The organism is Streptomyces sp. NPDC004838, assembly GCF_053600955.1.
On the sequence record NZ_JBSGAW010000022.1, the window covers coordinates 49,389 to 71,681 of the forward strand.

The window sequence follows — 22,293 nt, forward strand, 5'->3', positions numbered from 1 at the left end:
TACAGTGTTTGCATCCAGCAATGAGGAGTGATCCGAATGACGGTCAAGATCGCCGTGATCGGCGGGGCCAGCACCTACACACCCGAGCTGGTCGACGGACTCGCCCGGTTCCGGGACCGGATCCGGGTGGACGAGTTGGTGCTGCACGACATCGCCGCCGAGCGGCTGGAGACCGTCGGCGCGGTCGCCGGGCGGATTCTGCGGCGGCGCGGCTGGGAGGGCCGGCTCACCACGACCACCAGCGTGCCGGAGGCGGTCGAGGGCGCGGACTTCGTCGTCGTACAACTGCGCGTGGGCGGCCAGGACGCCCGGCTGCTGGACGAGACCATCCCGCTCTCCGAGGGCCGCATCGGCCAGGAGACGACCGGCGCGGGCGGGTTCGCCAAGGCGCTGCGGACCGTCCCCGTCGTGCTGGACCTGGCCGAGCAGGTGGTCAGGCACGCGGCACCGGGGGCCTGGATCGTGGACTTCACCAACCCGGTGGGGATCGTGACCCAGGCCCTGCTGGACGCCGGCCACCGGGCGATCGGGCTGTGCAATGTGGCGATCGGGCTGCAGCGGCGGTTCGCCGGGCTGCTCGGCGTCGACGCGGACCGGGTGGAGCTGGAGCACGTGGGGCTCAACCACCTCACCTGGGAGCGCGCCGTGCGCGTGGACGGCGAGGACGTCCTGCCGAAGCTGCTCGCGGTGCACGGCGACGCCCTGGCCGACCACCTCGAACTCCCCCGCGACCTCCTCGACGACCTCGGCGCGGTGCCGTCGCGCTATCTGCGGTTCTACTACCGCACGGCCGACATGCTGGCCTCGCAGCGGGCGGGGAGGATCCGCGCGCGCGAGGTGATGCGGATCGAGACCGAGCTGCTGGAGCTGTACCGGGACCCGTCGCTCGACACCAAGCCCGAGCTGCTCACCCGGCGCGGCGGCAGTTACTACAGCGAGGCCGCGGTCCAGCTGATCGCCTCGCTCCACGACGACCGCGGCGACGTCCAGGCGGTCAACGTCCGTAACGAGGGGACGATCCCCGGCCTGCCGGACGACGCGGCGGTGGAGGTGTCGGCCCGTATCGGAGCGAATGGCGCCACCCCGCTGAGCGGCCGACCGCTCCCGCCCGAGCTGCTCGGACTCGTCCAGCAGGTCAAGGCGTACGAGCGGCTCACCGTCTCCGCCGCCCTGACCGGCGACCGCCGGGCCGCTCGCCTCGCCCTGATGGCCAATCCCCTGGTCAAGGACAGGGCGCCGGCCCTCGCCCTGCTGGACGCGCTGCTGCACGAGCACCGGCACAACCTCCCCGCGATCTGGAACGGCTGACCGGGGCCGACCGGGGCCGACGGGGGAAAGACACGACTTGGTAAGCACCCCTTCCTATCTATTGCCCTGGAAGGAGTGCGGGGTTAGATTCACCCACACCCGGGAGGGCCATCACATCGGGGACATACAGCCCGGACCCTCACGCCAGGCGAAGGAGGCGTTCAGATGGAGGGATCGCGACGGACGAGAGGGAGCCGACGCGCGCCGGTCGTCCTCGTGGCCGTGGGCACGCTCGTAGCGGCGCTCGCGGGATGCGGCGGGGGTGGGAGCGGCGACGGAGGCAAGGACGCCAAGGTCCGTCTCACGATCGGCACGTTCAACGACTTCGGCTTCAAGGATCTGTACAAGGAATACATGGAACAGAACCCGAATGTCACCATCGTGGAGCGGGTGAGCGACTACCAGACGCATCACACGCAGCTCGCGACCCGGCTCGCCTCGGGCCGCGGCGCTCCGGATGTGGTGGCCATCGAGGGTGACTTCCTCGGCCAGTTCACGGCAGAGCCGCAGAACTTCAACAATCTGTACGACTTCGGCGCCGAGAAGCTCGAGGACCAGTGGCTGCCGTGGAAGTGGGAGCAGTCGAAGGCCGACGCCAAAACGCAGATCGGGCTCGGCACGGATGTCGGCGGACTCGCCATCTGCTACCGCAAGGACCTCTTCGAGAAGGCGGGCCTGCCGAGCGACCGCGAGTCGGTCTCCAAGCTCTGGCCCGACTGGGACAGCTACATCAAGACCGGTGAACGCTTCATGGAGGCGAAAACCGGGGCGAAGTTCTTCGACAGCGGCGCGCTGATGTTCAACGCGGTCCTCGGACAGCGGCCGAAGGCGTTCTACGACGAGGACGACTCCCTCATCGTCGAGAGCAACCCGGCGGTCAAGGAGTCCTTCGACTTGGCCACGAGGGCCACGGAAGCCGGTCTCTCCGCGAACATCGCCGCCTTCAGCCCGGCCTGGGGCACCGCGTTCCAGCAGGGCAAGTTCGCCACGGTCACCTGTCCCGCCTGGGTGACGGCCTTCATCCAGAGCCAAGCGCCCAAGACGTCCGGCCAGTGGGACATCGCATCGGTGCCCGGTGGCGGCGCGGGTAACTGGGGTGGCTCGTGGCTGACCGTGCCGAAGCAGTCCAAGAACGCCGAGGAGGCGTACAAGCTGGCCCAGTGGCTGACCGCGCCGGAGCAGGCGATGAAGGTCTTCAAGAAGATCGGCAATCTGCCCTCCACTCCGAAGGTGTACGAGGACCCGGCCATGACCGGCTTCACAAAGCCGTTCTTCGGCAACGCGCCGATCGGGAAGATCTTCACCGACTCGGCCAAGGCGCTGAAACCGCAGTACCAGGGCCCCAAGGCCGCCGCCGTACGGCTGGCGATCCAGAACGGCATCCGCCGGGTCGAGCAGGGCAGTGAGACACCGGAGGAAGCCTGGAAGAAGGCTGTGAGCGATGCGAAAAAGGCTGCTGACTAGCGGCGCCACGGCCGAGGCCGGAGCCGGGACCGGGGCGGGTTCCCCGGACCCGGCCCCGGCCGGTGCCGGGAAGAAGAGAAGGAACAGGGAGGGGAAGGAGAAGGGAGAGGGAAGCGCGCCGGGGAGCGGGGCCGGGAAGGGCGGCAGACCCGACCGGGGATCGCCTTGGCGGCGGCTCGACGAGAAGCTCTCTCCGTACCTCTACGTCTCCCCGTTCTTCCTGCTCTTCTTCGGCTTCGGCCTCTTCCCCATCGGCTACACGCTCTATGTGTCGCTGCACGAGTGGGAGCTCATCAGCACGAGCCCCGACGAATGGGTCGGCCTGGGCAACTACGCGCGGCTCCTGACCGACGAGTACTTCTGGAACGCGCTCCTCAACACCGTCTCCATCTGGGTGCTCTCCACCGTCCCTCAGCTCCTCCTCGCGCTCGGACTCGCGCATATGCTCAACGTCCGGCTACGTGCCAGGACGGCGTTCCGGATGGGCGTGATCCTGCCCAACGTCGCCTCGGTCGCGGCCGTGGCGATCATCTTCACCCAGCTCTTCGGGAAGGACTTCGGGCTCGTCAACTGGAGCCTGGACCTCGTCGGCGTCGGCCCCGTCGACTGGCAGGGCGACCGGGCCGGGTCGCATATCGCGATCTCGGTGATGGTGATCTGGCGCTGGACGGGCTACAACGCGCTCATCTATCTCGCCGCGATGCAGACGGTTCCCCGTGAGCGGTACGAGGCGGCGCTGACGGAGGGCGCGAGCGGCTTCCAGATGTTCCGCCACATCACCATTCCGTCACTGCGGCCGGTCATCATCTTCACCGTGATCGTCTCGACGATCCAGGGGCTCCAGTTGTTCGCGGAGCCGCTGCTGTTCGATCCGACGCCCGGCGGCGTCACCGGTGGTTCGGACCGGCAGTTCCAGACACTCACGATCTACCTGTACGAGCAGGGCTTCCGCGAGTTCGACTTCGGCTACGCGGCCACCATCGCCTGGGTGATGTTCCTGGTCATCGTCCTGGCGGCGGCCGTCAACTATCTGATCACCCGGCGGATCCGCAGCAGCGGCTGACGGCCGCTCACCCCCACGACCCAACGATGTCGACGACGCCGACGACGACTCGCGGAGAGGAACGGAGAGCGATGACGGTGAACAGCGCGGGGAACGCCCCCGCGACCGGGACTCCGGCCGGCGGGGCGGGCCCCCCTGACGACACGGCCGCCACGGGCGCCACGTCCGCCACGGACACCAGAGGCGGCGGGAAGCTCCGGCCGCGCCGTCGTCCACGGCTGACACGGCTCAACGAGGCGGGACCGTTCACCTATGCGATCCTGACCGCCGTCGTCCTCGCGTCCGCGTTCCCTCTGTACTGGACGGCCGTGGTCGCCTCGCACGACAACGAGGCCGTCGCCCGCACTCCCCCGCCGCTGATCCCTGGCGGAAATCTGGTGGAGAACATCCGGCGGGTCTTCGAGACCACCGACTTCATGCTCGCGCTGGTCAACTCGGCCATCGTGGCGGGCGCGATCACCGTCTCGGTGCTGGTGTTCTGCTCGCTCGCCGGGTTCGCCTTCGCCAAGCTCCGGTTCCGCGGCCGTCAGGCACTGCTGATGATCGTGATCGGCACCATGATGGTCCCCACGCAGTTGGGCATCATCCCCCTCTACATCCTGATGGGGCGGCTCGGCTGGGCGGGAACGCTGCCCGCGGTGATCGTGCCGGGCATGGTCACGGCCTTCGGGGTCTTCTGGATGCGGCAGTTCATCAGCGAGGGCGTGCCGGACGAGCTGATCGCGGCGGCGCGGATGGACGGCTGTCACACCTTCCGCGTGTACTGGCATGTGATCCTGCCCGCCATCCGGCCGGCCGCCGCCGTGCTCGGCGTCTTCACCTTCATGCAGGCATGGAACGACTTCTTCTGGCCGCTCGTGGTGCTCACCCCCGAGGACCCCACCGTCCAGGTGGCCATCTCCACGCTCTCGGCCGGCTACTTCCAGGACTATTCGCTGATCCTCGCCGGGACGGCGCTCGCGACTCTTCCCGTACTGCTGGTCTTCGCCCTGCTCGGGCGGCAGCTCATCGGCGGGATCATGGCCGGGGCGGTGAAGGGATGACGCGTCCGTACACGTACATCGTCGTCGGCGCGGGCAGCGCGGGCTGTGTGCTCGCCGCCCGGCTGAGCGAGGACCCCGCGTGCCGGGTCCTGCTGCTGGAGGCCGGACCGCCGGACGACTCCGACGACATCCGCGTCCCCGCCGCCATGGGGAAGCTGTTCCACAGCCCCTACGACTGGGCCTACTCCACCGTCGCCCAGCGCCATGCGGCCGACCGCAGCGTGTACTGGCCCAGCGGCCGGACCCTGGGCGGCACCTCGTCGACGAACGCCATGATCTATGTGCGGGGCAGCCGCGCGGACTTCGACTCCTGGCGCGAGGAGTACGGCTGCGCGGGCTGGGGCTTCGACGAGTTGCTGCCGTACTTCCGTACGGTGGAACGCACGCTCGGCGTCGAGACCCACCGTCACCGCAACCGGCTGACCCGCGCCTGGGTGGCCGCCGCCGAGTCGTACGGACTGAGCCCCAACGACGGGTTCGCCGCGGACACGCCCGACGGCTCCGGCGAACTGGACGGCGTGGGTTTCTACCGGCTCACCCAGCGGTGCGGCCGGCGCCGGTCGGCGGCCGACGCCTATCTGCGCCCGGCGGCCGGGCGGGACAACCTCACGGTGACGACGGGAGCGCTGGCGACCCGGATCGTCGTGGAAGGGGGACGCGCCACCGCCGTGCGCTATCTCCGGGACGGCGTCGAGCACGAGGCCCGTACGGACGGGGAGGTGATCCTGTGCGCCGGAGCGATCCGCTCGCCGCAGCTGCTCATGCTGTCGGGCGTGGGCGATGCCGGGCATCTCGCCGAGCACGGCATCGACGCCGTCGTCGACTCGCCGTCGGTGGGTGTGGGGCTCCAGGACCATCCGCGCGTCGACATGGTGTGGCGCGTTCCCGGGCCCGCGGGCGGCGGGCGGGGCAGCGAGCTGCTGTGGCGGGTGCTGGGGCGCGGGCCGCTGACCTCCAACGGCGGTGAGAGCGGCGGCTTTCTGCGCACTCGTGACGGACTGGCCGCGCCGGATCTCCAGTACCACGTCGTCCCGCCCGCGATTCCCTCTCCCGCCGCCGGTGACGACGCGGAACGCGTCATCGTCCTGGTGACCTGTTCCGAGGTGCACTCCCGTGGCCGGATCCTGCTCGCCTCGTCCGACCCCGCGGACGCCCCCGCGATCGACCCGGCGTATCTCGCCGACGAGACCGACGTCGACATCCTCGCGGCGGGGGTGCGCATGGCCCGTGAGATCGCCGCCCGCGAGCCGTTCGCCGGACTGACGGCGGGTGAGACGGCGCCGGGGACGCGGACCGGGAGCGCCGACCGGGAGATACGGGAGTGGATCCGTCAGAACGTCGTCACCATGCACCATCCGACGAGCAGTTGCGCGATGGGCGGAGCGGAGACGGCGGTGTGCGACCCCGAGCTGCGGGTACGAGGGGTCTCCGGACTCCGGGTGGCCGATGCCTCGGTGATGCCCGCCGTGCCGAGGGGGAACACCAACGCTCCGACGCTCGCGATCGCCGAACGGGCCGCGGCTCTCATCCGCCGTACCGCCCAGTCCCCCGGCTGAGGGCTGTCCCGTAATCCCTGGCGGGCCGGGACCGGCCGTCATGGCCGTGACGCGGCGGTCGCGCCCCGGAGACCCGGCCGTCACCGACTCCAACCGATCGACACTCAGGAGAGACGATGTCCGCACCTCACACCCCGGCGATCCTCTTCGTGCTCACCAGCCACGGCGAACTGGGCTCATCCGGCCGGGAGACCGGGTTCTGGCTCTCCGAGGCGGCGCATCCCTGGCGGGTGTTCACGGACGCCGGCTGCCGCGTCGAGCTGGTGTCCGTCCGGGGCGGCCGTCCCCCGATCGACGGCGCCGACATCTCCGATCCGGTCCAGCGCGCCTTCCTGGAGGAGATCGATCTCGACGTCGTCGCGCGGCTCGACGACGTGGACCCGGCCGACTACGACGCGGTTCTGTACGTCGGGGGCCATGGCGCGATGTGGGACTTCCCCGGCAACGCCGCGCTGGCCCGTGTCGGGTCCGCCGTGTACGCGGCGGGCGGCGCGGTGGCGGCCGTGTGCCACGGTCCGGCGGGACTGCTGGACCTCACGCTGCCCGACGGTCGGTTTCTGATCGACGGCAGGAACGTCACCTCGTTCACCAACGCCGAGGAGCGGGAGAGCGGTGTGGACGACGTCGTGCCCTTCTTCCTCCAGGACGCGCTGGCGGAGCGCGGTGCGCGCCACAGTGACGGGGGGATCTACCAGGCACATGTGGTCGTCGACGAACGGCTGGTGACGGGTCAGAACCCCGCGTCGGCGGCGGGCGTGGCGGAGGCGGTGCTGAAGCTGCTGACCCGATGACCACGAAGCCACAGATCGCCGCCTGAGCGCCTTTCGCGCCCCTTTCCATACGGCCCGACGTTCAGGTTTCGAAAAGGCTGCGAGAGGGCCCTTCAGGAGCCGCCTCGGAGCCTTTGAAAGGAAGGCCGTTCAGGGCATTCGATCACCTCTCGGCCGGGGTAGTGTGAGGGGCGGACGCGGCCGGCCGGGTAGGCCGGCTCTCCCGGCGGGCGGGCATGCCCCGCGCCGCCCGGCCGCCCCTCAGCCGTCCATCCGAGCCAGCCATGAGGTCCGTCATGCCCGAACCGCGCCGTCTGTCGCAGCTTCCGTATGTGCATCATCTGGTCCCCTTCGCCGGCGGGCTGGAGCGGGAGGGCGATCTCGACTGCGTTCGTCTGGACGAGGAGACGTTCGACGACCTCGACGCGGACGGCGTCCGTTTCACCGAGTCGGCGCTCACCTCGGTCGTCTTCGCCGGGGGACGGATGCGGCGCGCCCGTTTCAACGAGGTGTGGCTGCACACGGTCCGCTGGGTGGCCACCGAGTTGGTGGAGACGGGATGGATGGACGCGGAGATCGTGGCGGGCTCGCTGGCGGGGCTGGAGATGTTCAGCGCGGAGCTGCGCCGGGTGACGTTCCACAACTGCAAGCTCGACTCGGTCAATCTGCGGGCGGCCACGCTCTTCGACGTCTCGTTCGTGGACTGTCTGCTGCGTGACGTCGACTTCACCGGGGCGCGGCTGGAGAGGGTCACCTTCCCCGGCTCCACCCTGGAGAGCGTCCGTTTCGCCACGTCGCGGATGAGCAAGGTGGATCTGCGCACCGTCGCGCAGCTGGGAATCGCCGACGGTGGAGAGTCGCTGAAGGGGGCCACGATCAGCAGTCCGCAGCTGATGGACCTGGCGCCGCTGTTCGCACAGGCGCTCGGCGTCACCGTCAAGGACCGCTGAGCCCGGGTGGGTCTACCGGGTAACGGCGCCGCGCCGGGCCGGAAGGGGCGGCCGCCCTCGCCTCCGGAGAGTGCGATCGCCCGTCCGGCAAGCGGGGCCGTCACGGCACGGGACGGCCCTTACAGCCGCGCGCCCGCGAACGGGACAGCGTTCACCGCCCCGCGCCCGCGATACGCAGCGCCGCGTCCGCCATCGCCGTGGCCAGGCCGTCCGGCCCACGGGCCGGGTCGTCGCGGTGGACCAGGATCAGGCCCTCGACCAGACCGAAGACGAGATCCGTCCGGAGCGCGCGCTCGGTGGCGTCGAGTCCGCCGCCGGCCTCCGTCGCCGCCAGTAACTCGCCGTACGCGGCCTTGAGTTCGGCCCGTGTGGCGTGGAAGTCCGCGAAACGCTCGCCGCGCACCTCCGGGAGGAGATAGAGCGCGCCCGGGTTGTACGGGCCCCGGCACAGGAGTTCGCCGTCCGAGCGGCACAGTTCCCACAGACGGTCCTCGGCCGGGCGGCCGGAGTCCGCGAGGAGACGGCGCGCCAGGGCGAGGGACGGGGCCACGGTCGACTCCAGGAGTTCCGCCAGCAGATCCTCCTTTCCCGTGAAGTAGTGGTAGATCGTCGCCTGCCGCATCCCGGCGCTCTCCGCGACCGCCCTCGTCGTGGTCGCCGCGTAGCCGCGTGTGGTGAACAATTCCACTGCTGCCCGGAGGAGTTCGTCCCGTACGGACAGTCCGCTCTCCGGCCGCTGCGACGCACGCGGCCGTCCGACTCGTCGTCCCGTGGTGGCGCTCATGCGGCCGATCGTCGCACACGCCCGTCGGACGCCCGGCCCCGCGATCGCGACGGGGGCCGGGCACGGGACTCGGGTTCACCGGATCGCGGGACCGCCGCGCCATGGGACCGCCGTACGCGGACCCCCGGTCCGGGTCACCGGGGGCAGGGCGATGTCCGCGCCCGCCCCGGCCGGTGGCCTCCCGGTGCGGGAGAGCACCGGTACGGCACGCTCGGGGATCTCGCCGGAGGCGTGCGCCCGCTCAGCGGACCGCGATGGTGACCGGCCCCTTGTTCGGGCTGATGCCGCGGATGACGGACCACGGCACGCGGAAGACACGGCCGGGCGCGGCGGGCCAGGCCAGGGTCTTCTCGGAGACCACACGGCCCGCCTGGGAGACGGTGACGCGCGGTACGCGGATGAACTCGTCCGTCCACAGCAGCAGACGCCCGCGGGGCGGAGCCGGGTCACCCGGCCGCAGCACTCCCGGCGAGACCCAGCGCAGCGGGGCTTCGGCGAGCAGCCGCACACCCGGCGTCGGCTCCTTCGGACGACCGCCGCCGTCGAGCCAGGACTTCACCTGGTCGGCGACGTGCCTCCCGTCGAGCGCGGCGATGTCCGCGGTGTCGACGGGGTGGAGCAGGTTCCCCGCGGCGAAGACGCCCGGCCGGCTGGTGCGCAGCGCGGTGTCGACGAGCGGTCCGAGCGTGTCGGGGGCGAGTTCGAGGCCGCCGTCGCGCACCAGTTCGTGGTCGGGGATCCAGTCCCCGGTGAAGACGACGGTGTCACAGGCGACGGTGCGGCGCGCTCCGGTGTCGAGGTCCTCGATCTCGACGGCCTCGACGCGCGGCCTGCCGATGACACGGACCACACGGGTCCGGTTGGCGACGGGGACGCGCAGCAGGGCCTTGCCGCCGAGGTTGAAGGCCGCGTACGACTCGGTCCGTTCGTACTGGCTGACCATCAGGGCGACGGAGCAGCCCGCTTCGCGGAGGGTGAGGGCGGCGGACCAGCTGACGAGTTCGCCGCCGACGACGACGGCGCGCTGTCCGACCTTCTGGTGGTGGAGGTGGACGGCGTTCTGGAGCTGGCCGGTGGTGTAGACGCCCGCGGGGCGGTCGCCGGGGACGCGGCGGGCGGTGCGGGGGCGTTCCCGTGCTCCGGTGGCCAGGACGATGGCCTTGGGCTCGACTCTGAACCGGCCCTGGGGGCTGGTGACGTCGACGGCGTGGTCGGAGGCCCAGTGGGTGACCATGGCACCGGTCCTGATGACGGCTCCGGCGCGGGAGGCGTCGGCCGTGAGCCGCTTCGCGTAGGCGGGGCCGGTCATCAGCCGGTGCAGATCGCGGAGCCCGTAGCCGGTGTGATCGCTGTGGCGGGGGATGCCGCCGGCTTCCTTCTCGCGCTCCAGCACGAGGACTTCTCCGCCGATGCGCGGTGCGAGGGCGGCGGCCGTGGTGAGCCCGGCGGGGCCGCCGCCGATGACGAGGACGTCCGGGGTGAGGGTGGTGGGGGGTGTCGCGGGCGTGTTCATCAGCGGGTCACCTCGTGGCACGTCCGCGCGTGGTCGGCGGGTGCGCTGTGTTCGTTCATGAGCTGCTGGACGGCGGAGCCGCAGAAGAAGCCCTGGCAGCGTCCGTTCATGGCCCGGGTGCGGCGGCGCAGCCCTTCCGGTGTGCGGGCGGGGAGCGGGGCGTGGCAGGCGTCGCGGATCTCGCCGGCCGTGACGCGCTCGCAGAAGCACACGATCTCGCCGTAGGCCGGGTCCTCCGCGATCTTGGCGTCGTCCTGGTAGGGGCGTACGCCGGCTTCGCCGATGTTGGGCATGCGCGGCGGCTCGGGCAGGTCGTCCCGCTTCTCGAGAGCGAGTCCGGAGTCGGCGAGGAGGTCCCTCACGTACTCGGCGATGGCCATGCCCGCGGTGAGTCCGGTGGAGCGGATGCCGCCGACCAGGACGTACCGCTGGGCGGTGTCGGCCTCGATGAGGTAGTCGGGGTGGTCGATGGCGGCCCGCAGACCGGCGTAGACCGCGGTGACCTCCTCTTCGAGGAGTCTCGGCATGAGCCGGGCGCCCTTGGTGAGGAGGAAGGCGAAGCCGTCCTCGGACGTTCCGGTGGCGGTGCGGTCGGTGAGGTCCTCCGAGGTGGGGCCGAGCATCACATTGCCGTACACGGTCGGCGAGACGAGGACGCCCTTGCCGCGGGAGGTGGGGACGGGCAGCACGATCTTGTCGACGAGTCCGCGGGTCAGCTTGTCGAAGACGAAGAGTTCGCCGCGCCGGGGGGTGACGGTGAAGCGTTCGTGTCCGAAGAGGGCGTCGACGCGGTCCGCGCCGAGACCGGCGGCGTTGACGATCCAGCGGCCCCGGACCGGGCCGGCCTCGGTGTGGAGGGTGGTGACCTCGGCGTCGGCGGTGACGGCCGTGACGGGGTGGTCGAGCAGGACGGTGACGCCGCGCTCCTTGGCGTCGGTCGCCAGGGCGAGGTTGGTCGTCCAGGTGCAGATGATCGACTCGCCGGGCACGGTCAGACCGCCCAGGACGCCTTCGCCCAGGGCGGGGACGGCCGCGTAGACCTCGTCCGGCCCGATCAGCCGGGACTCCCGGTATCCGTTACGTTCGGCCTTCTCCTTGAGGCCGGGCAGGGCCTGGAGCTCCTCCTCGTTCCAGGCGACGAGGATGGCTCCGGTGTGCTCGACGGGGATGCCGGTCTCGGTCGCGTACCGGGACAGCAGCTCGTAGCCGCGGGCCACCATGCGGGATTCGAGGGTGCCCGGCGTGGCGTCGAAGCCGGTGTGCAGGATGGCGGTGTTGGCCTTGCTCGTGCCGTCGCCGATGTCGCCGCGTGCTTCCACCAGTGCCACGGACACCGCGTTCCCCGCCAGCTCGCGGGCGATCGCCGCGCCGACGATCCCGCCTCCGATCACGACGACGTCGTGGATGGGAGCGGGATCGAGGCCGGGGGTGTTGCTCATGTCAGATCTCCCTTGCGGACGGTGGCCTCGGCGACCGCCGTCCATGTACTGCGGAACTGCGCCGCCCGGTCCGCCGACCACCGCGGCTCGTACACGGCCGAGGGCTGCCACGCGCCGACGGCGTCGCGGAGGGTCATCGCGGGGTTCATCGCCAGGCGGGCCAGTGCGGCGGCTCCGAGCGGTGTGGCGTGGGCGGAGGGATAGATGTCCACGGGCATCTGGGCCAGGTCGGCCTGTGCCTGCATCAGGGTTCGGCTGCGGGTGAGGCCGCCGTCGGCGCGGAGCCGGGTCAGCGGGGTGCCGAGGTCGGCCTCGACCAGCTCGCCCAGGGCGGCGACCTGGGCCGCGATGCCCTGGAGGACGGCGAGGACCAGATGCTCGGGGCGGGTGGACAGGGTCATGCCGGTGAAGGTGGCGGTGGCGTCGGGCCGCCACCAGGGGGCCGCGAGGCCCGCCAGGGCGGGGACGCAGAGGGTGCCGTCCGACTCCTTCGCCGCCACCGCGTCCAGATCGCCGGCGGACTTGATGAAGCCCAGGTCGCGGATCCAGCGGATCGCCGACGCGGCCGTGTACACCTGGCCGTCGACGCAGTAGGGCGTGGCTTCGGCGGTCCGCCAGGCGACGGAGGAGGTGAGTCCGGAGGTGGAGCGGACCGCCGTGGTGCCGGTGTTGGCCAGCAGGAAGGCTCCCGTGCCGAAGGTGCACTTGGCCTCTCCGACGTCGACGCACCCCTCGGCGAGGAGGGCGGCCTGCTGGTCGACGATCAGTCCGGCCACCGGGATCTCGCCGCCGAAGGCGCGCGTCGTCCCGATGATCTCGTCGGAGGCGACGATCCGGGGCAGCCGCTCCGCCCCGAGACCGAACAGGTCGATCAGCTCGGGGGCCCACTCGACGGCGTCGATGTCGGTGAGCAGGGAGCGGCTGGCGGTGGCGGCGTCGGTGACGAACTCACCGGTCAGCTGGTGCACCAGCCAGGTGTCGGAGGTGGTGACCACGCCTTCGGTGGTGACGTTCCGGCGCAGCCAGGCCATCTTGGGCGCGGAGAAGTAGGAGTCGAGTACGAGTCCGGTGCGGGCGGCGACCCACTCGGCGTGCTCGCTCAGTTCCGCGCAGACGGATTCGGCGCGCCTGTCCTGCCAGACGATCGCCTCGGACAGGGGTTCACCGGTCTTTGGGTCCCAGGCGAGGACGGTCTCGCCCTGGTTGGCCAGGGCGACGACGTCGATGGTGCGTCCGGCCTCGGCCACGGCGCGGCGGCCGGTGTCGAGGACGGACGCCAGCATGGCCCGCGGGTCCTGTTCCACCACTCCGCCGTCGCCGTAGCGGGGCCGCAGCTCGGCCTCGGCGATGGCGAGGACCTCGCCGGAGCCGTCGACCACGACCGCCTTGGTGCCGGAGGTTCCCTGGTCGACGGCGAGAACGACGGTCATCGTCCGGTCACCTCGTCCGGTGCGGAGAGCGCCGCCGTCTCGGCGGTCACGGGGGCGGGGACCGTCTTGTCGGCGTCCAGTGCCCGGTCGACGTCCGCCATGTCCGGCATGGTCAGTCCGGAGACTCCGCGGCGTACGAGGAGGTAGGCGAAGTAGACGCCGCCGATGGCGAAGAGCACCAGGACGTACATCCACGGGTCGCGGAAGGACGCGTCACGGAAGATCAGCAGTTCGTACGCGAGCCAGACCGAGGCGACGACGATCACGGGAATCTCCCAGCGGCCCAGCGAGAAGCCCTGGGTCGGCGGCAGCGACTTGCGCTTGACGACGTACATGAGGACCGTGCCCGCGTAGATGATGGCGGGCAGCAGGGTCGCGGCGGAGAAGAGCGAGAACAGCGCGTCGGTCGACATCGCGAAGCTCGCCAGGATGATCTGGGCGACGAAGAAGATGAACAGGGTGGCGTTGAGGGGTGTGCCGCGCGTGGGGTGGATCTTGCGCAGCGACTGCCAGCCGGGGAAGCGCTCGTCGCGGGACATCGCCCACACCAGTCGGGTGCCGCTCATGGTGATGACGAGACCGCAGGAGAAGATCGCGACGACCACCAGGACCAGCAGCGCCTTGCCGACTCCGGAGCCGAGGACCTCGGTGATGACGGTGGCGACGGGGGTGGCGGACTGGGCCATGGCGACGGGGTCCTCGATCAGCGCGGTGATCGCGATCAGGAAGAGGAAGCCGAGGACGCCGAGCGAGAGCACGGCCTGGACCATGGCCTTGGGAATGACCCGGGCGGGGTCGCGGGTCTCCTCGGCGAGGTTGGCCGCGGATTCGAAGCCGACGATCGTGAAAGCGCCGAGCAGGAATGCGAGTGCGAACGGTCCGGCTTCACCGGCGGTGCCCAGGCTGTAGTAGCCGCTTTCCGGGATGGGAGCGGTCTGGAACAGCGTGGAGAAGTCGAGCTTCCCGGTGAAGGCGCCGACCGCGAAGAGCAGCACGGTCAAGGCGATCATGCCGACGAGCTGAATGGTCACGGCGGTCTTGTTGACCTGGTGGGTGAAGTGCGTGGACCAGGCGACGAGCACGGCTTGCAGCAGAATCACGACGGCGGTGATCGCCCATGCGTTCTGCTGGGTTCCCTGGTACTGGAAGAGTTCCGGGAGAATCGTCGAGGCGATGGTGTAGTCGACCGCGACCACGACGACGCCGAGGAAGGAGAAGGAGATCCAGCCCATGATCCAGCCCCACACCGGGTTCACCAGGCGGGACACCCACTGGTAGGCGTAGCCGCTGATGGGGATGCGGGCGGCGAGGGCGCCGAAGACGAGCGCGACGGAGAGCTGGCCTATGACGGCTATGGGCCAGGCGAATATTCCTCGCGGCCCGGAGCTGTTCAGCACGGATCCGTAGGTGGTGAAGATTCCGGTGGCGATCGACACGAATCCGAATGCCATGGCGAAGGACGCGTACCGGGTGAGTTCGCGCTTCATTTCCTGCTGACCGCCGGTACCCGGTTCCTGCGGTCTTGCGCCGCCGGTGATCGCTGATTCATGGGTGGCCATGGGAGTGTTTCCTTTCAAAACCCTGCTCAATATAGAGAACAGGAACTCAAGAGGTTGACCGTGCGAATGCCGTGGTGACTTCTCAGGCCACCATCACCTCGCATCCCGTCTCCCTCACGGCCGCGATCAGCTCGTTCGGCGCGGACGTGTCGGTGATCACACCCGTGCAGTCGCCGGTCGCGCATACACGGTGTCCGGCGACCTGTCCCCACTTGCTGCCGTCGGCGACGGCGTACGCGCGGGCACTGTTGGCGAGGATCTGCTTCTTGGTGGAGATCTCCTCGTAGTGGAAGTCGGTCACGCCGGCGGAGGCGTCGATGCCGCCGGAGCCGATGAAGGCCAGATCCGCGTAGAGCTCGGCGAAGAACCGGACCGTCTCGGGGCCGGAGCAGACGAGGTCGCCGCCGCGCAGCCGGCCGCCGGGCAGCAGCACGGTCGCGTGCGGCAGCGCCGAGACGATGCCGGCCACGAGCAGGGACGGGGTCGCCACGGTGCCGCGGAAGTCCAGCGGGAGCGCGCGGGCGATCTCCACGGCCGTCGTTCCGACATCGATGACGAGGGTCGTCCCCGGCCGCACCAGGCTCGCCGCGGCGGCGCCGATGGCGGCCTTCGCGCGTGTCCCCGACTGGGCGCGGTCCGTGTAGGACGCCTCCTCGCCGCCGACGCTGAGGGCCACGGCGAGGGACGCGGCCCCGCCGCGCACCCGGCGGAGCGCGCCCCGCTTCTCCATCTGGCCGAGGTCACGGCGGACCGTCTCGGCCGACACTTGAAGCTGGTCCGCGAGATCCTCGGTGCTGATAGTGCCCACGCGGTCCACGACGGCGGAGATCCGCCGATGACGCTCTGCGGGAAGCATGACAACTCCTGACTGCAATCGCCCACAGATGACCGGGCGTGACTGGAATTGTGGATTGCTGACCGAAAGTTCGTCAAGGGCTGACCGGAAATTCATCTCCGGGAGAGATCCGCGAGAGATACGGGGACGGCGGGAGCCGCTGTGGCAGGGAGCGGGTGGCGGGCCCGTCCGGGGGCGGGTGGGAGCCTCGGCGACCCAGGGCGTCCATGCGGCCGGCCCTCGGCCCCTCCCGGACCGGCGGACGAGCGGGACATCCGAGGACGCGTACGGAAGGCAGCCGTGCGACGACGCGGGGCCGCCCGGAGGCCGGTCACCCGCGTGTGGCTCCGGTTGCGGCCATGGCTAATCTCTGTGAGGCGCGTGAGAACGTCACGGCGTAAGACGTTGGACGGATGCCTGCCGAACGGGCGGCCGAACCGCGTACGGCGACCGTGTCCAGCCCGGCCGACGCCGCGAGCGCGATCGGCGTGAGCACGCGGAAGCCCTGAGACGGTTCGGACGAACCGTCTCAGGGCAGCGCCTCGCATGTCCTGCCGGGCCCGCCGCCGTGTCCGGGGCGGATGTGCCGTGACGGCCGGTCAGCCGGTCCGGTAGCCGTTGTAGATGTAGCCGTAGACGGCGCCGTAGTCCGTGCGCCACCACTGGTTGCCGTGCTTGTTCACACATGAACCGTTGATCAACTGCGGGCTGGAGAACCACGCGTAGACCTGGGAACTGCCCAGTGGGGCGGCGTGCATGGGGGTGTTCGGCTGGAAGTACATGTACTGGTTCGCGATGGTGCTGCACGACCAGTCGGCTGCGGCGACGGCGGCGGGCGAGGTCTCCGCGGCGGCTCCAGGGACCGCCTGAGCCGGTGACGCCAGGCCGCCCAGCGCCAGCGCCGAGCCCAGGGCGAGCCCTGCGAGGATCTTGCGGGTGCGCATGATTACCCCTTCCGATAGCCGGAGGCCGGCGTCTCGTACGCCGGCCCGCCATCAGGATCCGCAAGCTCACGGGGTATGTCGTTGCCGATCCGCGCAGCGGCCTTGACAGTTGACGCACAACCCCGGCCCCGCCGGGCCCCGCCCGCCCCGGGCTACCGGGCTCTGTGCCGGATCCCGCACCGCCTCCGACCTCCGTAAGCGCGCAGCCGTGCGGGTCCGCAGGCACGGTGACGCCTGCGGACCCGCAGAGAACCGCGGTCGGCTACGAGGGCGGAGCGAGCACGCCGTCGACGATGTACAGCTTGGCGTTGGAGGTGTGGATGTTGCCGCAGCTGATGGGCACCGTGCCGTTGACCTTGTAGGAGGTACCGGATCCGGAGGTGGTCAGCTTGCTGCCCTCCAGGGTGGTGAAGCTGCCGTGGGGGAGATCGGCCGGCTTGATGTCCTTCTCGACCACGTGGTAGGTCAGCAGCTTCTTGAGCTGGGCCTTGTCGTTGAGCAGGGCATCCACCTTCGCCTTGCCCATCGTGTTGAACGCGGCGTTCGTCGGCGCGAAGACCGTGCTGTTCTTGAGCTTGTCCAGCGTGCTGGTCAGATCGGCCTTCTTCACCGCGTCCGCCAGCATCGACAGATGCGGGTTGGTGTCGATCGCCGTCGCCACCCGCTCCTTCGCCATCTCCATGGCGCTGCCGGTCCCGCTCTTCGGGAGCGAGGAGCATCCCGGCCCGAAGGGCTCGGACGCACTGGGTGTCGTCGGGCTCGGTGTCGCGGTGTCGGCGAGCGCCTGCGGCGACAGCAGGCCCAGGGACAGCGGAAGGGAGAGAGCCGCCGTGGCGGCCATGGCAGTGCGACGGACACGGATGGATTTCATGCCGGTTCCTCATTCCTGACGGGAAAGACCCTTGAGGGCCGAAACGACCGGATCCGGACGAGAGACGGGCTGTCGGCCCGAGGCCGCTCCACGCGGCTGCGGCTGCCGGCCGGGCATTCGTACCGAACCGAACCGGCGCCTCGTGCTGACTCTGAAGTCGAGCCACCCACCATTGAAACCCCGGACACGTCCTTCGGCATCCCGGGCCCCTGCGCCGCAGGTGGGCCGGGGTCCGGAGCCTCAGCCCGCGCCCCCGCGTTCGACCGGCAGATGGCGGGGGCCGCGGAGGACGGGGCTGCGACGGTAGGGAGGCGGGTCGGCGGCCAGCCGGAACGAACCGAGGTGGGGCAGGATCTCGGTCAGCGCGATCTGTGCCTCGATACGGGCGAGAGGCGCGCCGTAACAGCTGTGGACACCGCTGCCGAAGCCGAGGTGCCGGTTGTCCGGGCGGGTCGGATCGAATCGGTCGGGGTGCTCGAACCGCAGTGGATCACGGCTCCCGGAGGCCAGGACGAGAATCAGCGGCGCGCCCTTGGGAATGGTGGTGCCCCCGACCTCGATGTCGGTGAGCGGGGTGCGCTGCGGCAGCAGCTGGACCGGGGGTTCGTAGCGGAGGAGTTCCTCCACCGCCGCCGGCATCAGCTCGGGTTCGTCGCGCAGCCGCGCGAGTTCTTCGGGGTGGCGCAGGAAGGTGAGCATGCCGTTGGTGATGAGGTTGACCGTGGTCTCGTGCCCGGCGATGAGCAGCAGGACCGCGGTGGTCTTCAACTCCATCTCGGTGAGGGGCCCTTCGGGTCCGATGTCGTTGACCAGTGCGGAGAGCATGTCGTCGCCGGGGTTGTCGCGTCGGTCACGGGCCAACTCCCCGAGGTACTCGGCCATCTGCACACGGGCCTCCGACGCGGCCTCGCGGCGCTCGACCGGATCCTCACCGGGTCTGAAGTCGAGGCTGGCGATGATGACCGTGGTCCAGGCGTGGACACGGGGAATGTCGTCGTGGGGCACACCCAGCAGCCGGCTGATGACGGTGACCGGGAGTGGGTAGGCGAAGTCGTCGACGAGGTCGACGCTGCCCTTGTCCCGGAGCCCCGCGATGAGTTCACGGGCGATGGCGGTGATGTCGGCGTGCAAGGCGTCGATGCGTCCGGGGGTGTGGGGCGGGCCGAAGGGGCGCATCGCGATGCCGCGGAGCCGGTCGTGTTCGGGATCGTCGAGGGCGATGAAGGACGGCGGCAGGAGCTCGTCGCGGAACACGTACTGCTCCGGGTCGGTGCGGTTGCGGGTGTCCGAGCTGATCCGGGGGTCGTGGAGCAGGGCGGTGATCTCGTGGTAGGTGCCCACCAGATAGGTGCCGTCGTGCTGCCGTGCGACCTTGTTCTCGCGCAGTTCGGCGTAGAGGGGGTAGGGGTCGGCGCGGTTCGCGTAGTCCGTGATCCGGTCGTAGAGGGTGTCCGAGGTCACTGGTGGACCCTTTCTGTCGCGGGCACCAGTCGGGTGCTCCTCGTCGGTGAGGGTGTCGGGCCGCTCAGCCGTCCCGGCGGACGACGGCGAGGCGACGGTCGGGCAGATGGCCGGTGAGCGCGACGGTGGGACCGTGCGAGAGGACGGCGGGGTCCGGAACGTCGGAGGGGACGGGGGCCGGGGCCGTCGGGCCGTCGGCCGCGCCGGGCGGGGGCGGGAAGGGCGCGGCCGTCTCGATCAGATGCTGGTAGTACTCCAGCCATTTGGCCCGGTTCACGCTGACCGCCGCCGTGACGCGCCCGCGGTAGCCGTACACCACCACCAGCTTGCGCTCGCGCGGCGAGCCCTGCGCGAGCATCACCTGGTCGGAGAAGGTCGGCACGCCCACGGACTTGATGTTGAGTCCGAACTGGCTCGACCAGAACACGGGCACCGCCAGATGCGGTCGCCTGTCCGGCCCCGGGCTGACCATGTTGTGGGCGGCCACCTCGGCCTGCGCGACCGCGTTCCCCCAGTGTTCGAGGGAGAGCATCTGGTACTCGAACAGCGGATGCGGGAAGCGGGCGACGTCACCCGCGACGAAGATGTCGTCGGTGACGATGCCGTACATGTCGAAAGCACGGCATCCCGCGTCACAGGCCACGCCTCGGGGCCCTGCCGCGAGCCCCGACCCGGCAAGCCATTCGGTGTTGCGGACCGCGCCGAGGGCGACGACGGCGACGTCGGCTTCGATCCGGCTGCCGTCGGACAGGTCCGCGCCCGTGAGGCGGCCGTCGGAGCCCACGAGCCCGGTGACGGTCACCCCGCAGCGCAGATCGACCCCATGCGACAGCTGGGCGACGGTGGCGAGCTGGCCGAGGGTCCCCCCGAGCGCGCCGACCAGCGGCGCCGGCCCGCGCTCGGCGACCGTGACCTCCAGTCCGCGTTCCCGGCAGGCGGAGGCGATCTCCGAACCGGTGAATCCGGCGCCGATCACCAGGATCCGGCGGGGTTCGGCGTCCATACGAGCGGCCAGCAGACGGGCGTCGCCGACGGTGCGCAGCGTGAGCACCCCGTCCAGAGCGGCCTCGTCGGGGTGCGGCCAGGGACGCGCCCGTGTTCCGGTGGCGATCAGCAGCCGGTCGTACGGGAGCTCCTCGCCGTCGGCGAGCAGCACGCGCTTCCTCGCGGGGTCGAGCCCGGCGGCGGGCGTCCCGAGTCTCCACCGCGCGTCCACCGCGCGGCGCCACGGCAGGCCGACGTCGTCCGCGGACACCCGGCCCAGCAGTACCTGCTTGGACAGCGGGGGCCGGTCGTACGGCGGGCGGGGCTCGTCCCCGACGATGGTCAGCTCACCGGAGAACCCCTTCTCCCGAAGGGCCTCGGCCGCCCGCAGCCCGGCCAGGGACGCCCCCACGACCACGATGCGCCCGCCGCGCGGCTCACCGGACATCGGTGCCCGCCGGCTCACCGGCGTAGATCGCCTGGACCGGGCAGGCCGCCACGGCCCGGCCCACCCGCTCCCGGTGTTCGTCGGGGACGGCCGGCGCGTACATCAGCGACTCCTCGCCATGGAGCTCGAAGACCTCCGGAGCCAGGAACACACACTGCGCATAGCCCTGGCAGCGATTGAGGTCGACAACGATCTGCATCGCGAACCACTTCCTTCCGTCGTCTCCGTCCTACCGTCCCGCGATCGCCGACGCGGCTCGGGATGGGCCAGAGGGAAACGGCGACACTCCGTCAGAGGAACGCGGAAGCACGCGGCGGGCCGGAAGCGCGCTTCCCGATCATGTGGGGTCTCTTCGATACTGGACACCCCGGCCATCGCCGACGACAGGAGCGGAGCCACCTTGACGGTTCGTCGGGAAAGCCGGCGCCCAGCCGGCGTGAGCCCCGCCGGCCCCGACCGGCGTGCCCGCACCCGCCTTCTCCGGGGTCGCCGTGCCCGGGACACCGGATCACGGGGACCGGGAAGGGGCCTCGACAGCCGATATCCGGGATGCCGCCTCACCGGTGACCGCGTTCCGCCGGTTGCCGGACCGATCCCGCGTGATCACGCCCCATCCCAGACAGTCCAGGGAGGACCCCGCATGACCGAACCCATGAAGCCGGGCGAGATCGACACGTCCGTGGCCCACAGCGCCCGGGTGTGGAACTACTGGCTCGGCGGCAAGGACTTCTACCCCGCCGACCAGGCGGCGGGCGACGCCTACTGCTCCGGATATCCGGACATCCGCCCCATGGCCCGGGAGTCCCGGGCCTTCCTGGTCCGCGCCGTGACCTACCTGGCGCGTGAGGCGGGGACACGGCAGTTCCTCGACCTGGGCGCCGGGCTCCCCACGGCCGACAACACCCATGAGGTCGTCCAGCGCGTCGCCCCGGAGTCCCGTGTGGTGTACGTGGACCACGACCCGCTCGTCCTGCGGCACGTCGAGGCCATGGGCGAGAGCAGTACCGCGGGCGCGGTGGACTACATCCTCGCCGACATGCGCGACACCGAAACCGTCCTCCACGGTGCCGTGAAGACCCTGGATCTGAGCCGGCCTGTCGCCCTGGTGATCAATGACGTACTCGGGCACATCGTCGACTGGGACGAGGCTCTGGGGCTGGTGCGCCGGCTCATGGACCGTCTGCCCTCCGGCAGCTACCTGTCGCTGAGCCACTCGACCGCCGCGGACGAGGAGCACCGGGCCATTCAGGACGAATACAACCGGAGTGGCGCCATTCCTTACATCTTCCGCGAGCCCGAACAGACGATCGCACTGTTCGAAGGGCTGCGGTTCGTAGAGCCGGGGTACGTGTCCTGGCCGAACTGGCACCCCGACGCCACTACCGGTCGGCTGACCGTGCGGGCCGGGTGGGGCGGCGTGGCACGGAAGCCGTGACCGACGGCGGACGCGGTGCTCCGTGACGTCAGGGCCGACGGCGGACGGGGTACTCCGTGACGTCAGGGCCGACGAGGTGGGGCACCCCGGCAGCCGCGGCCTGCGTGAGGCCGGACTTCTTCGGCCGGTGCCGCCACGGCGCCGGGCCGGGCTCGCGCCCTCCTCGGTGAGCTGTCCGGGCGCGGCGACCGTCCGGCCGTCTCGCCGACCTCCCGGATGAACTCCGCGTACGGTTCCGTCCCATGTGCCTGCCACGGGCAGGCGCCTCGCCGCTCGGGACGGGACCGCCTGCCCCTGTGGGCGGCCTGGTGCGGTGACCGGAGACGTTCACCGGCCCGCGACGCCCTGCTCCCCCTGGGCCCTGCGGCCCGGAAGGTACCCCCATGCTTGGGCCCTGCGGCCCGGGAGGTACCCCCACGCCGCGTTGCCGGACCGC

Annotated in this window: 19 protein-coding genes; 8 read left to right on the forward strand and 11 right to left on the reverse strand. The window is 70.7% G+C overall.

All coding sequences use genetic code 11. The features are described from left to right. The first annotated feature begins 36 nt into the window (after positions 1–36). The 7 genes from ACWEFL_RS23850 to ACWEFL_RS23880 all read left to right on the forward strand — a co-directional run bounded on the left by ACWEFL_RS23850 (position 37) and on the right by ACWEFL_RS23880 (position 8,154). On the forward strand, positions 37–1,308 hold the full coding sequence (locus tag ACWEFL_RS23850; protein ID WP_451716077.1) for a 6-phospho-beta-glucosidase: 1,272 nt from the start codon (positions 37–39) through the stop codon (positions 1,306–1,308). 165 nt (positions 1,309–1,473) lie between these two features. Further along, the gene (locus tag ACWEFL_RS23855; protein ID WP_451716079.1) at positions 1,474–2,772 is read left to right on the forward strand and encodes an ABC transporter substrate-binding protein; all 1,299 of its coding nucleotides are present in this window, start codon (positions 1,474–1,476) and stop codon (positions 2,770–2,772) included. Next, on the forward strand, positions 2,750–3,835 hold the full coding sequence (locus ACWEFL_RS23860; protein WP_451716082.1) for a carbohydrate ABC transporter permease: 1,086 nt from the start codon (positions 2,750–2,752) through the stop codon (positions 3,833–3,835). The genes ACWEFL_RS23855 and ACWEFL_RS23860 overlap by 23 nt, the downstream gene beginning before the upstream one ends. A gap of 71 nt (positions 3,836–3,906) precedes the next feature. Beyond that, positions 3,907–4,878, forward strand: a complete 972-nt coding sequence (locus ACWEFL_RS23865; RefSeq protein WP_451716085.1) for a carbohydrate ABC transporter permease — start codon at positions 3,907–3,909, stop codon at positions 4,876–4,878. Next, positions 4,875–6,434 carry a GMC family oxidoreductase gene (locus ACWEFL_RS23870; protein WP_451716088.1) on the forward strand — a complete coding sequence of 520 codons (1,560 nt, stop codon included), beginning with the start codon at positions 4,875–4,877 and terminating at the stop codon, positions 6,432–6,434. The genes ACWEFL_RS23865 and ACWEFL_RS23870 overlap by 4 nt, the downstream gene beginning before the upstream one ends. A 116-nt stretch (positions 6,435–6,550) precedes the next feature. Next, a complete protein-coding gene (locus ACWEFL_RS23875) occupies positions 6,551–7,225 on the forward strand; it encodes a type 1 glutamine amidotransferase domain-containing protein (protein ID WP_451716091.1) in 675 nt (224 codons plus the stop codon). 275 nt (positions 7,226–7,500) lie between these two features. Further along, positions 7,501–8,154: a pentapeptide repeat-containing protein gene (locus ACWEFL_RS23880; protein WP_451716094.1), complete on the forward strand. Its 654-nt coding sequence runs from the start codon at positions 7,501–7,503 to the stop codon at positions 8,152–8,154. Positions 8,155–8,305: 151 nt separating this feature from the next. Here the strand turns inward: ACWEFL_RS23880 and ACWEFL_RS23885 are convergent, their stop codons facing one another. The 11 genes from ACWEFL_RS23885 to ACWEFL_RS23935 form a co-directional block, all read right to left on the reverse strand. Beyond that, positions 8,306–8,938, reverse strand: coding sequence for a TetR/AcrR family transcriptional regulator (locus ACWEFL_RS23885; RefSeq protein WP_451716097.1), 633 nt, complete (start codon positions 8,936–8,938; stop codon positions 8,306–8,308). A 241-nt stretch (positions 8,939–9,179) separates the two neighbouring features. Then, positions 9,180–10,451, reverse strand: a complete 1,272-nt coding sequence (locus ACWEFL_RS23890; RefSeq protein ID WP_451716101.1) for an NAD(P)/FAD-dependent oxidoreductase — start codon at positions 10,449–10,451, stop codon at positions 9,180–9,182. Next, positions 10,451–11,890 carry an FAD-dependent oxidoreductase gene (locus ACWEFL_RS23895; protein WP_451716104.1) on the reverse strand — a complete coding sequence of 480 codons (1,440 nt, stop codon included), beginning with the start codon at positions 11,888–11,890 and terminating at the stop codon, positions 10,451–10,453. Before ACWEFL_RS23895 ends, ACWEFL_RS23890 begins: the two co-directional genes overlap by 1 nt. After that, positions 11,887–13,320, reverse strand: coding sequence for an FGGY family carbohydrate kinase (locus ACWEFL_RS23900; RefSeq protein ID WP_451716107.1), 1,434 nt, complete (start codon positions 13,318–13,320; stop codon positions 11,887–11,889). Before ACWEFL_RS23900 ends, ACWEFL_RS23895 begins: the two co-directional genes overlap by 4 nt. Beyond that, complete coding sequence (locus ACWEFL_RS23905; RefSeq protein ID WP_451716110.1) at positions 13,317–14,879, reverse strand: APC family permease; 1,563 nt, start codon at positions 14,877–14,879, stop codon at positions 13,317–13,319. Before ACWEFL_RS23905 ends, ACWEFL_RS23900 begins: the two co-directional genes overlap by 4 nt. Before the next feature lie 82 nt (positions 14,880–14,961). Then, the gene (locus tag ACWEFL_RS23910; protein WP_451716113.1) at positions 14,962–15,735 is read right to left on the reverse strand and encodes a DeoR/GlpR family DNA-binding transcription regulator; all 774 of its coding nucleotides are present in this window, start codon (positions 15,733–15,735) and stop codon (positions 14,962–14,964) included. Between the two features lie 578 nt (positions 15,736–16,313). Then, complete coding sequence (locus ACWEFL_RS23915) at positions 16,314–16,658, reverse strand: hypothetical protein (RefSeq protein ID WP_451716116.1); 345 nt, start codon at positions 16,656–16,658, stop codon at positions 16,314–16,316. Between the two features lie 262 nt (positions 16,659–16,920). Continuing rightward, positions 16,921–17,529 (reverse strand): fasciclin domain-containing protein, encoded by a 609-nt coding sequence (locus ACWEFL_RS23920; protein ID WP_451716118.1) that lies wholly within the window; start codon positions 17,527–17,529, stop codon positions 16,921–16,923. A 240-nt stretch (positions 17,530–17,769) separates the two neighbouring features. Beyond that, positions 17,770–18,990 carry a cytochrome P450 gene (locus ACWEFL_RS23925; protein WP_451716121.1) on the reverse strand — a complete coding sequence of 407 codons (1,221 nt, stop codon included), beginning with the start codon at positions 18,988–18,990 and terminating at the stop codon, positions 17,770–17,772. Between the two features lie 64 nt (positions 18,991–19,054). After that, complete coding sequence (locus ACWEFL_RS23930; RefSeq protein ID WP_451716124.1) at positions 19,055–20,422, reverse strand: NAD(P)/FAD-dependent oxidoreductase; 1,368 nt, start codon at positions 20,420–20,422, stop codon at positions 19,055–19,057. Continuing rightward, the gene (locus ACWEFL_RS23935; RefSeq protein ID WP_451716127.1) at positions 20,412–20,621 is read right to left on the reverse strand and encodes a ferredoxin; all 210 of its coding nucleotides are present in this window, start codon (positions 20,619–20,621) and stop codon (positions 20,412–20,414) included. Before ACWEFL_RS23935 ends, ACWEFL_RS23930 begins: the two co-directional genes overlap by 11 nt. A gap of 441 nt (positions 20,622–21,062) precedes the next feature. On the opposite strand from ACWEFL_RS23935, the gene ACWEFL_RS23940 reads away from it, so the two are divergent. Then, a complete protein-coding gene (locus ACWEFL_RS23940) occupies positions 21,063–21,857 on the forward strand; it encodes an SAM-dependent methyltransferase (RefSeq protein ID WP_451716128.1) in 795 nt (264 codons plus the stop codon). Positions 21,858–22,293 lie beyond the last annotated feature (436 nt).

What these genes read in the sequence shown, in the direction of transcription:
- ACWEFL_RS23850 (WP_451716077.1), top strand. Translation starts at nt 37, where the DNA reads ATGACGGTCAAGATCGCCGTGATCGGCGGGGCCAGCACCTACACACCC.
- ACWEFL_RS23855 (WP_451716079.1), top strand. Translation starts at nt 1,474, where the DNA reads ATGGAGGGATCGCGACGGACGAGAGGGAGCCGACGCGCGCCGGTCGTC.
- ACWEFL_RS23860 (WP_451716082.1), top strand. Translation starts at nt 2,750, where the DNA reads ATGCGAAAAAGGCTGCTGACTAGCGGCGCCACGGCCGAGGCCGGAGCC.
- ACWEFL_RS23865 (WP_451716085.1), top strand. Translation starts at nt 3,907, where the DNA reads ATGACGGTGAACAGCGCGGGGAACGCCCCCGCGACCGGGACTCCGGCC.
- ACWEFL_RS23870 (WP_451716088.1), top strand. Translation starts at nt 4,875, where the DNA reads ATGACGCGTCCGTACACGTACATCGTCGTCGGCGCGGGCAGCGCGGGC.
- ACWEFL_RS23875 (WP_451716091.1), top strand. Translation starts at nt 6,551, where the DNA reads ATGTCCGCACCTCACACCCCGGCGATCCTCTTCGTGCTCACCAGCCAC.
- ACWEFL_RS23880 (WP_451716094.1), top strand. Translation starts at nt 7,501, where the DNA reads ATGCCCGAACCGCGCCGTCTGTCGCAGCTTCCGTATGTGCATCATCTG.
- ACWEFL_RS23885 (WP_451716097.1), bottom strand. Translation starts at nt 8,938, where the DNA reads ATGAGCGCCACCACGGGACGACGAGTCGGACGGCCGCGTGCGTCGCAG.
- ACWEFL_RS23890 (WP_451716101.1), bottom strand. Translation starts at nt 10,451, where the DNA reads ATGAACACGCCCGCGACACCCCCCACCACCCTCACCCCGGACGTCCTC.
- ACWEFL_RS23895 (WP_451716104.1), bottom strand. Translation starts at nt 11,890, where the DNA reads ATGAGCAACACCCCCGGCCTCGATCCCGCTCCCATCCACGACGTCGTC.
- ACWEFL_RS23900 (WP_451716107.1), bottom strand. Translation starts at nt 13,320, where the DNA reads ATGACCGTCGTTCTCGCCGTCGACCAGGGAACCTCCGGCACCAAGGCG.
- ACWEFL_RS23905 (WP_451716110.1), bottom strand. Translation starts at nt 14,879, where the DNA reads ATGGCCACCCATGAATCAGCGATCACCGGCGGCGCAAGACCGCAGGAA.
- ACWEFL_RS23910 (WP_451716113.1), bottom strand. Translation starts at nt 15,735, where the DNA reads ATGCTTCCCGCAGAGCGTCATCGGCGGATCTCCGCCGTCGTGGACCGC.
- ACWEFL_RS23915 (WP_451716116.1), bottom strand. Translation starts at nt 16,658, where the DNA reads ATGCGCACCCGCAAGATCCTCGCAGGGCTCGCCCTGGGCTCGGCGCTG.
- ACWEFL_RS23920 (WP_451716118.1), bottom strand. Translation starts at nt 17,529, where the DNA reads ATGAAATCCATCCGTGTCCGTCGCACTGCCATGGCCGCCACGGCGGCT.
- ACWEFL_RS23930 (WP_451716124.1), bottom strand. Translation starts at nt 20,422, where the DNA reads ATGTCCGGTGAGCCGCGCGGCGGGCGCATCGTGGTCGTGGGGGCGTCC.
- ACWEFL_RS23935 (WP_451716127.1), bottom strand. Translation starts at nt 20,621, where the DNA reads ATGCAGATCGTTGTCGACCTCAATCGCTGCCAGGGCTATGCGCAGTGT.
- ACWEFL_RS23940 (WP_451716128.1), top strand. Translation starts at nt 21,063, where the DNA reads ATGACCGAACCCATGAAGCCGGGCGAGATCGACACGTCCGTGGCCCAC.